7 protein-coding genes and 1 pseudogene are annotated in these 7,782 nt (G+C 72.9%); 2 read left to right on the forward strand and 6 right to left on the reverse strand.

Annotation, left to right across the window (positions count from 1 at the left end; all coding sequences use genetic code 11):
- From ABT116_RS36830 to ABT116_RS36840, 3 genes and pseudogenes are all read right to left on the reverse strand, one after another.
- Nucleotides 1-362: pseudogene (locus ABT116_RS36830) on the reverse strand (hypothetical protein); the annotation flags it as partial.
- Nucleotides 363-631: 269 nt separating this feature from the next.
- Entirely contained in the window at nucleotides 632-2,071 is a 1,440-nt protein-coding gene (locus ABT116_RS36835) for a DUF2252 domain-containing protein (RefSeq protein ID WP_351643261.1), read from the reverse strand.
- Between the two features lie 129 nt (nucleotides 2,072-2,200).
- Nucleotides 2,201-2,899 (reverse strand): ScbR family autoregulator-binding transcription factor, encoded by a 699-nt coding sequence (locus tag ABT116_RS36840; protein WP_351643263.1) that lies wholly within the window; start codon nucleotides 2,897-2,899, stop codon nucleotides 2,201-2,203.
- A 157-nt stretch (nucleotides 2,900-3,056) separates the two neighbouring features.
- Here ABT116_RS36840 and ABT116_RS36845 point away from each other — a divergent pair, with 157 nt between their 5' ends.
- A complete protein-coding gene (locus ABT116_RS36845; RefSeq protein WP_351643265.1) occupies nucleotides 3,057-4,232 on the forward strand; it encodes a ScbA/BarX family gamma-butyrolactone biosynthesis protein in 1,176 nt (391 codons plus the stop codon).
- A complete protein-coding gene (locus ABT116_RS36850) occupies nucleotides 4,229-5,152 on the forward strand; it encodes an NAD-dependent epimerase/dehydratase family protein (RefSeq protein WP_351643267.1) in 924 nt (307 codons plus the stop codon). The genes ABT116_RS36845 and ABT116_RS36850 overlap by 4 nt, the downstream gene beginning before the upstream one ends.
- Here the strand turns inward: ABT116_RS36850 and ABT116_RS36855 are convergent, their stop codons facing one another.
- The 3 genes from ABT116_RS36855 to ABT116_RS36865 all read right to left on the reverse strand — a co-directional run.
- On the reverse strand, nucleotides 5,153-6,433 hold the full coding sequence (locus ABT116_RS36855) for a cytochrome P450 family protein (RefSeq protein ID WP_351643269.1): 1,281 nt from the start codon (nucleotides 6,431-6,433) through the stop codon (nucleotides 5,153-5,155). It lies immediately after the preceding gene.
- A gap of 118 nt (nucleotides 6,434-6,551) precedes the next feature.
- Nucleotides 6,552-7,268, reverse strand: a complete 717-nt coding sequence (locus ABT116_RS36860; RefSeq protein ID WP_351643272.1) for a ScbR family autoregulator-binding transcription factor — start codon at nucleotides 7,266-7,268, stop codon at nucleotides 6,552-6,554.
- 109 nt (nucleotides 7,269-7,377) lie between these two features.
- Nucleotides 7,378-7,782: response regulator transcription factor (locus ABT116_RS36865; RefSeq protein ID WP_351643276.1), on the reverse strand; the 405-nt coding region annotated here is incomplete at its 5' end.

Here is a 7,782-nt window from a genome sequence, read left to right on the forward strand (position 1 = left end):
AGCATCGCGGAGGCCTCGGGGAACAGACCGCCGCCGTCCATCCAGCCGTGCAGCAGTTCCTCGACTCCGGGGATCGGGGCGAGCCGCGCTCTGGCCTCCTCCGCCCGCTGCCGGTCCGCGGGGTCGCCGCTGCGGGCGGCTCTGGCCTCCAGGATCCGGGCGTCCAGCTCCTCGAGCCGGGCGTACAGCGGGCCGAGCTTCTGTTCGTGCAGCCGGGAGAAGTTCTCGACCTCGACGCGGAAGGTCTCCACCGCGATCTCGTACTCGATCAACGCCTGCTCGGCGGCCCGCACGGCCCGCTCCAGCCGCGCCTCGGGCCGTGCGGCGTCGCCACCATCCTGCTCAGCTTCCGGGGTCGTCACCCGACCAGCCTAGGCGACGCACCGGCCTGGCCCGGCCCCGGAGGACAGACCGGGGAGGTGGCCAGACCGACGGCTGCCGGCGCCGTGGCGTGGGGGCCGACTCCGACGGCCCCCGGCAACGCGGCCAGCCCACCGCCGTAATGCCCCGCCCGCACCCACAGCCCACAACCGTGGCCCACAGCCCTCAGCCCTCAGCCGACGCCCTCACCCATTGCCCCACAGCCACTCACCCCCGTCGCCTACACCCCAACCCCCCACCCCCCTATCCCCTACACCCCCATCTCCGCCGCGACCTTCCCCGCCCGTACCCCCGCCAGCAGCTCCGCGTGATCCGCCTCGGTCCGGTCCGCGTAGGCCACGGCGAAGGCCGCCATCGCCTCGTCCAGCTCCTCGTTCTTCCCGCAGTACCCGGCGATGAGCCGCGGGTCGGCGCTGTGCGCGTGCGCACGCGCCAGGAGGGCACCGGTCATGCGGCCGTAGTCGTCCAGCTGGTCGGTGGCGAGGGCGGCCGGATCGACGCTGCCCTTGCGGTTGCGGAACTGGCGGACCTGGAAGGGCAGCCCGTCCACCGTCGTCCAGCCCAGCAGGTTGTCGCTCACGACCTGCATCCGCTTCTGGCCCAGCACGACCCGCCGGCCCTCGTGGCCTGCCTCCGGCGTCCGGAAACCGGCCGTCGCCAGATGCGAAACCAGCGCCGACGCCCGCGCCTCCTTGACCTGGAGCACCAGCGGTTCGCCCCGGTGGTCCAGGAGCAGCACGACGTAGGACCGGGTGCCGACACTGCCCGTGCCGACGACGCGGAAGGCGACGTCGTGCACCGCGTGCCGGGCGAGGAGTGGAAGGCGGTCCTCCTGGAGGGTGCCGACGTACTCCTCCAGGGCCGCGGCCACCGCCGCGGCCTGGGCGTCCGGGACGCGCCGCAGCACCGGTGGCGCGTCCACGAACCGGCGTCCGCCGTCCTCCGTGGCCTCGGTCGACTTGGCCGCGAAGCGGCCGCTGGTGTTGTGGCGGGCCTTCTCGGAGACCCGCTCCAGCGTGCCGAGCAGATCATGGGCGTCGGTGTGGGAGACGAGCTCCTCGTCCGCGATGGCGTTCCACGCGTCCAGCACCGGGAGTCTGGCCAGCAGCCGCATGGTCCTGCGGTAGGCGCCTGCCGCGTCGTAGGCCGCCTTGCGGCACTGGTCCTCGTCGGCTCCGGCGACCCGGCCCGCGAGCACCAGGGAGGCCGCGAGTCGTTTGAGGTCCCACTCCCAGGGGCCGGGCACCGTCTCGTCGAAGTCGTTCAGGTCGATGACCAGGCCGCCGCGCGCGTCGCCGTACAGGCCGAAATTGGCCGCGTGGGCGTCACCGCAGAGCTGGGCCCGGATCCTGGTCATGGGCGTGCGCGCGAGGTCGTACGCCATGAGTCCCGCCGCGCCGCGCAGGAACGCGAACGGGGTGGCGGCCATGCGGCCGACGCGGATCGGGGTCAGCTCGGGCAGCCGCCCGCGGCCCGATTCCTCGACGGCGCTCACCGCGTCGGGCCGGGACGCGTCCAGGTCGAGCGAGGCGTGCGAGCTGCGCGGAATCTGCTTCCGGAGGGCCTTGCCCTCGTCCTTGGGCGACCCGGCGGCCGGCCACTCGGCGAAGCCGCGCACGCGGGGCAGCCTGCGCAGTGCGGCGGCCCTCGCCGCCGTCCCGCTCTCGTCCTGAGCTCCAGTGCTGGTCATCCCGACCGCCTCCCCCGCACGCGCACGAACACCAACTCGTGCCGACCGTACAACCGGTGGCCGAAACGCGTCAGACCCTGTGGACAATTCCACCGCTGTGGACACCCACGCCGGGCCCGTACGGCCCGGTTACGCCCCCGAGGAGACGGGGGCCTGAGCGGGCACGGAGGCCTGCGCCGGCACGGCCGCCGCCTCCTCCGTCGCGACCTGTGCCAGCACCCGCTCGGCCCTCTCCACCGAGATGTCGAGCCGGGCCAGTACCGCCGGCACGGTGATGCTGGGCAGGAAGTGCTCGAACAGCACGACGACGCGGCGCTCCAGATCCTGCCGCTGGCAGCGCAGCTGGGACAGCAGCTGCACCCCGGAGAAGCTGCCGACCAGCAGCTCGGCCGTCTCCGCCACGTCGACGTGCTGGAGCAGCTCGCCCCGTGCCTTCGCCTCGGTCAGCATCTGCGTGTTCTGGTCGATCCACATCCGGAAGGCCGGGGTGCGGTCGAGGTCCATGGCCCCCTGGTCGAGGGCGAGCCCCACACTGGCCCGCACCAGTGGTTCGGACCGCAGCCGACGGGCCATCACCAGACCGGAGTCGACGAGTTCCTGGAGCTTGCTGGACTGCGGCGGGAGCGTGATCGCGAGCTGCTCCTCGAACACCCCCACCGCCAGCTCCTCCTTGGAGCCGAAGTGGAAGTACAGCGCGCCCTTGGTGACGCCGGCCCGGTCCAGGATCTCGCCGATGGTCGCCGAGGTGTAGCCGCGTTCGTCGAAGACGGCCGCTGCCGCCTCCAGGATGGTCCGCCGGGTGCGGATCGCGCGCTCCTGTCGCGCCATCGGATGCCTCCTGATCTCCGTCGATCCCTGTGAAGTCGCTGTGTGGCGAGGGCGCGAGAGCCTGTTCCAGGGCTTGGCTCACCCTTTGAAAAAAACCGGCTCGTCCGTATCTTAGTCAAGCGTCGACCACGGCCAGGCAGCCGATCTGGGGGTTCTCATGCCGCAGACAGGGCCCTTAAGCGCACTCACCGAGGATCAGACCGGACGCGAGGGCCGTCCGGCAAACGGAAGCGCTACGACCGTCGAGAACCCGCCACAGACCACCGCCCGGGAACCGTCGGCACCTGCCATCCAGAAGCCGTCCGCACCGGCCCCCGAAGCACCCGTACCCCCGGCCACCACCGCCGAGGAACCCCCGGCATCGGCCGAAGTCGCCCGAGAACCCGCGCCGCCCTCCCCCGTCACCGACCGCCCCGCCCCCCACTCCCACACCGCCGCCGTCGTCACCAAGGAACTCGCCCATCGCACCACTGAGACGGACGTCTTCCCCACCCGGTGGACCCGAATCTCCGACACCCGCTTCCGCTTCACCGCGCACTGGCCGGCCGACCACCCCTTCTTCGGCCTCGTGGACGACCGCCACCAGGACCCGATGGTCGTGGGCGAAACGTTGCGGCAGGCCTCGATGGTGCTGGCGCACGCCGAGTTCGGTGCCCCGGCCGACACGCACTTCGTCATGTGGGACATGACGGTCCGCGTCGACCCGGCCGCGCTGCTGCTGGCGGACGCCGCCGAACCGGTCGAGTTCGACGTCGTGTGCTCCGAGGTACGCCGCCGCGGCCGCGGGCTGCACAGCATGCGGACCACGATGGAGTTCCGCCGCGCGGGACGGCTCGTCGCCCGCGGCACCGGAAGCACCGGCTGCACCTCACCGCGCGCCTACCGCCGCCTGCGGGCGGACAGGCTGGACGCCTTGGACCGGCCGGTTCCCCTCCTGGAGGGCATAGCGCCGCACACCGCGGGCCGGGACCGTGCCGAGGACGTCGTCCTCGCTGCCGGCGACCGCCCCGGCGTCTGGAACCTGCGCGTCGACACCGGCCACCCGGTCCTCTTCCCGCGGCCCAACGACCACGTCCCCGGCATGGTCCTGTTCGAGGCGGCCCGCCAGGCCGCGACCGCCGCGTCCGGCCTGCACCCCTTCCTGCCGAGCACGATGACGGCCGACTTCGCCCGGTACGCCGAACTGCACAGCCCCTGCCGCATCGAGACCCAGGTGCTCAACGAAAGATCCGGGGAGGTGACCGTACTGGTGTCGGGGCGACAGGACGGCGAGTCCGTCTTCACCGCCACCCTGACCTCCGCCCGGCCCGCGCGGGTACGGTCCCTGTCGTGACGCTCAAGATCCTGATCACGGGCGCGAGCGGCTTCGTCGGCGGCCGGGTCGCGGCCACGGCGCAGCGGCGACCGGACCTCCAGGTACGCCTGCTGTCCCGGCACGCACCGCAGGGGCCCGAGTACGTGCACGGCGACCTGTGCGCCCCGCCCTCGCTGCGCGGCGTCTGCGCCGACACCGACGTCCTGGTGCACTGCGCCACGCGCGTCGGCGGCGACGCCGAGACCGTCGAGGCGGTCAACGACCACGGCACCCGGGCCCTGGTCGAGGAGGCCGTACGCGCCGGAGTGCGCAGGATCGTGTACGTCAGTACGGCCGCCGTGCACGGCCGGGGCCCCTTCCGCGGTGTACGCCCCGGGGAGGTCCCGATCGCGCCCGCCTCACCCACCAGCCGCACCCGGGCCGCCGCCGAACGGCACGTCCTCGACGCGGGCGGCCTGGTACTGCGCCCCCACCTCGTGTACGGCGAGGGCGACCGCTGGGTGATCCCCGGCCTGGTGTGGCTGATGAACGAACTGTCGGCCACCCTGACCGGCTGCGCGGCGCTCCAGTCGATGATCGACGTCGACACCCTGGGCCGCGCGGTGGTGGCCGCCGCGCTCTCCCCGGCGCCCGGCGGCGGCGTGCACCACGTGAACCACCCCGAGCCGGTGGCGGTCGCGGACCTGCTGGCGGCCGTGTCCCGGGAACTGGGGGAGCCCGGCGGCGGTGCGGCCGTGGACGTCGCCACCGCCCTCGACCGGGCCGCCGGGTCACCGCCCGCCCTTCACCACCTCGGCATGCTCACGGTCGACCACTGGTTCGTGGACGACACGTTCTGGAAGGCTTTCGACTGCTCGCCCGGCGAGGGGTTCGCGGCCGGGTTCACCCGCGCGGCGCCCTGGTACCGCGCGTTCCTCCAGGGCCGGAAGGTCTCCTGATCACCCCGCCTCCGCCTCCTCCGGGCGCGGGTCGGGGCCCCGGCCGTGCAACAGCACCGGCAGCTCCTCGTGGCCGGTGGAGATGATGGACCGCAGCCGCTTCGGCGGATGCGACGGATCGGCCAGGGCCAGCCGCGGGAAGCGCGCGAACAGCGACCGCAGGGCCACGGTCGCCTCGGCCATGGCCAGGGGCCTGCCCAGACAGTGGTGCACGCCGTGGCCGAAGGACACGTGGTCGCGGCTGGTGCCGCGGGTGATGTCGAACCGGTCGGCCCCGGGCCCGTGCCGCTCGGGGTCGCGCCCGGCACCGGCGAAGGAGACCACGAGCGGGTCGCCCTCGGGGATGGTCAGGCCCGGCTCGATCTCGATGTCCCGCACGGCGTAGCGCAGACCCGACATGGCACCCGGCGCCTCGAAGCGCAGCGACTCCTCCAGGGCGTCCTCCCAGGTCGCCCGCCCGGAGCGGACGAGGCCGAGCTGGCCGGGGTGGGCGAGCAGACTGTGCACCGTGTTGTCGATGAGGTTGACGGTCGTCTCGAAACCCGCGGTGAGCAGCAGGATCAGGTTGTCCATCAACTCCTGTTCGCTGAGGCTGCCTTCGTCGCGCGCGGCGATGAGCGCCGTCGTCAGGTCGTCGGCCGGGTGCTCGCGTTTGTGCTGCAGGAACGCGGTCAGCGTGCCGTAGAGGTCGACGGCGTTGGCCTGGGCGTCCTCCAGGGAGATGGCGGTGTCGAAGAAGCGGTTGATGATCCGGTAGAGGTCCGCGCGCGGGCCGTCCCCGCCGGGCGGCACGCCGAAGAGCTCGCACACCACCTCGTGCGGGATCGGCGCCGCGAACGCGGCCCGCAGGTCGACGACCTCGCCCTCCGGGACGCGTTCCAGTGCGTCCAGCGCCCCGTCGACGATCTCCTGCACGCGCGGCATGAGCGCGTCGACGCGGCGCTTGGTGAACGCGGCGGCCATCGGCTTGCGCAGCCGGCTGTGGTCGGAGCCGTAGGCGGTGACCATGTTGCGCACCGAGACCCAGATGGCGAGCGGCCAGGTGCGGGAGATGTCCCCGTTGATCCAGGCCGGCCAGTGCTGGTAGGCGTCCTTGCTCGTCTCGGGCCCGGCCAGGAGCCGCTTGTTCAGCTCAAGGCCGGTGATCCACCACGCCCGTACGCCGCCGGGGAGTTCGACCTCCACGGCCGGACCGCGGGCACGGATCCGGGATATCTCGCCGTAGAGGTCCTGACCGGACGGGTCGATCGACAGGAAGGGGCAGGCCTGCTGTTCTGCCATGACTCATCGCTCCTCGGTCCAAGGGCTGGGAGACCATCGTGCGATCAGCGGACCGGAAAAACTTGGCATCCGGTTTGTTTTGGTCATGGCTTCACCCACGGTCGGCCAGGGCACGCCACTACCGCAGCGCCAGCCCCACCCGGCACGCTTCCGTCTGAAGGCCCGGATCGGCCGGCGCCCCACTCCCCGCCGGTCCGTTCCCCTCCGAACCGCCGTCCGGCGAACCGCTCCCCGCCGGATCCAGCACCTCCACCAGACCCGGTGCCGCCACACACGGCAGCAGCAGCTGCCACAGGTCGGTCAGGGAGGGACGGGCGAGCCGGCCCTGGTCCTCCCGGGCCAGCACCTCGATGCCGGTCGTCGCCGCGAGGACGACGGCGCCGGTGCGCTGCGGCGTGACACCGACGGCGAGTTCGCCCCGGCGCTCCGCCTCGGCCAGCAGCCCGTGCACCAACTCCCGCCATTCCCGGCGCAGGTCCCGCGCCCGCCCGGCGCCCCCCTCGGCGTTCAGCCGCAGCCCGGCCCGCACCACCACGTCGGCACACAGCACCCGGGCGACGTGGTGGGTGAGGTCCACGAGGCGTTGCAGGGCGGGGCCGTCGCCGTCCCGGCCGCGCTCCGCGGCCTCGCGCAGGGAATCGGCGGCCGCGTGCTCGACGGCCTCGGCCACGGCGGCCTTGTTGGCGAAGTGGAAGTGCAGCGCACCGGAGCTGACGCCGGCCCCCGCGCTGATCTGCACCAGGCCGGCCCGGACATACCCCCGGTCCTCGAACTGCTCGGCAGCAGACCGGATCAGCGCGAGACGGGTCCGGACGGCCCGGTCCTGTTTGGTCACCCGTGGCTCCCCTGCAGGGCTCTGATGGCGACGCAATGAAACCAACTCGCTGGTTTTTATACAACGTGTCGACGAGCCAAGGGCCTTGGGACCGCTGCCGGCCCTGCGATCAGGCCCGCAAATACGCCAGCACGGCCAGCACCCGGCGGTGGGTGGCGTCGGCCGGCGGCAGGTCCAGCTTGGTGAGGATGCCGGAGACGTGCTTGCCCACGGCCGCCTCGGAGACGACCAGTTCGCGGGCGATCGCGCCGTTGGACCGGCCCTCGGCGATCAGCGCCAGCACCTCCCGCTCGCGCGGCGTGAGCCGCTCCAGCGGATCTCGGCGGCGGCGCAGCAACTGCCGTACGACCTCGGGGTCGACGACCGTGCCGCCGTCCGCGACCTCGCCGAGCGCCTCGACGAACTCCTCGACCTGGCCGACGCGGTCCTTGAGCAGATAGCCGACGCCCGTGCCGTCGCCGGAATCCAGCAGCTCGGCGGCGTACCGGCGCTGCACGTACTGGCTGAGGACCAG

The sequence above is a fragment of the Streptomyces sp. NPDC002130 genome (genome assembly GCF_040296465.1).
In the GTDB taxonomy this organism is placed as follows: Bacteria; Actinomycetota; Actinomycetes; order Streptomycetales; family Streptomycetaceae; genus Streptomyces.

What these genes read in the sequence shown, in the direction of transcription:
- ABT116_RS36835 (WP_351643261.1), bottom strand. Translation starts at nt 2,071, where the DNA reads ATGACCAGCACTGGAGCTCAGGACGAGAGCGGGACGGCGGCGAGGGCC.
- ABT116_RS36840 (WP_351643263.1), bottom strand. Translation starts at nt 2,899, where the DNA reads ATGGCGCGACAGGAGCGCGCGATCCGCACCCGGCGGACCATCCTGGAG.
- ABT116_RS36855 (WP_351643269.1), bottom strand. Translation starts at nt 6,433, where the DNA reads ATGGCAGAACAGCAGGCCTGCCCCTTCCTGTCGATCGACCCGTCCGGT.
- ABT116_RS36845 (WP_351643265.1), top strand. Translation starts at nt 3,057, where the DNA reads ATGCCGCAGACAGGGCCCTTAAGCGCACTCACCGAGGATCAGACCGGA.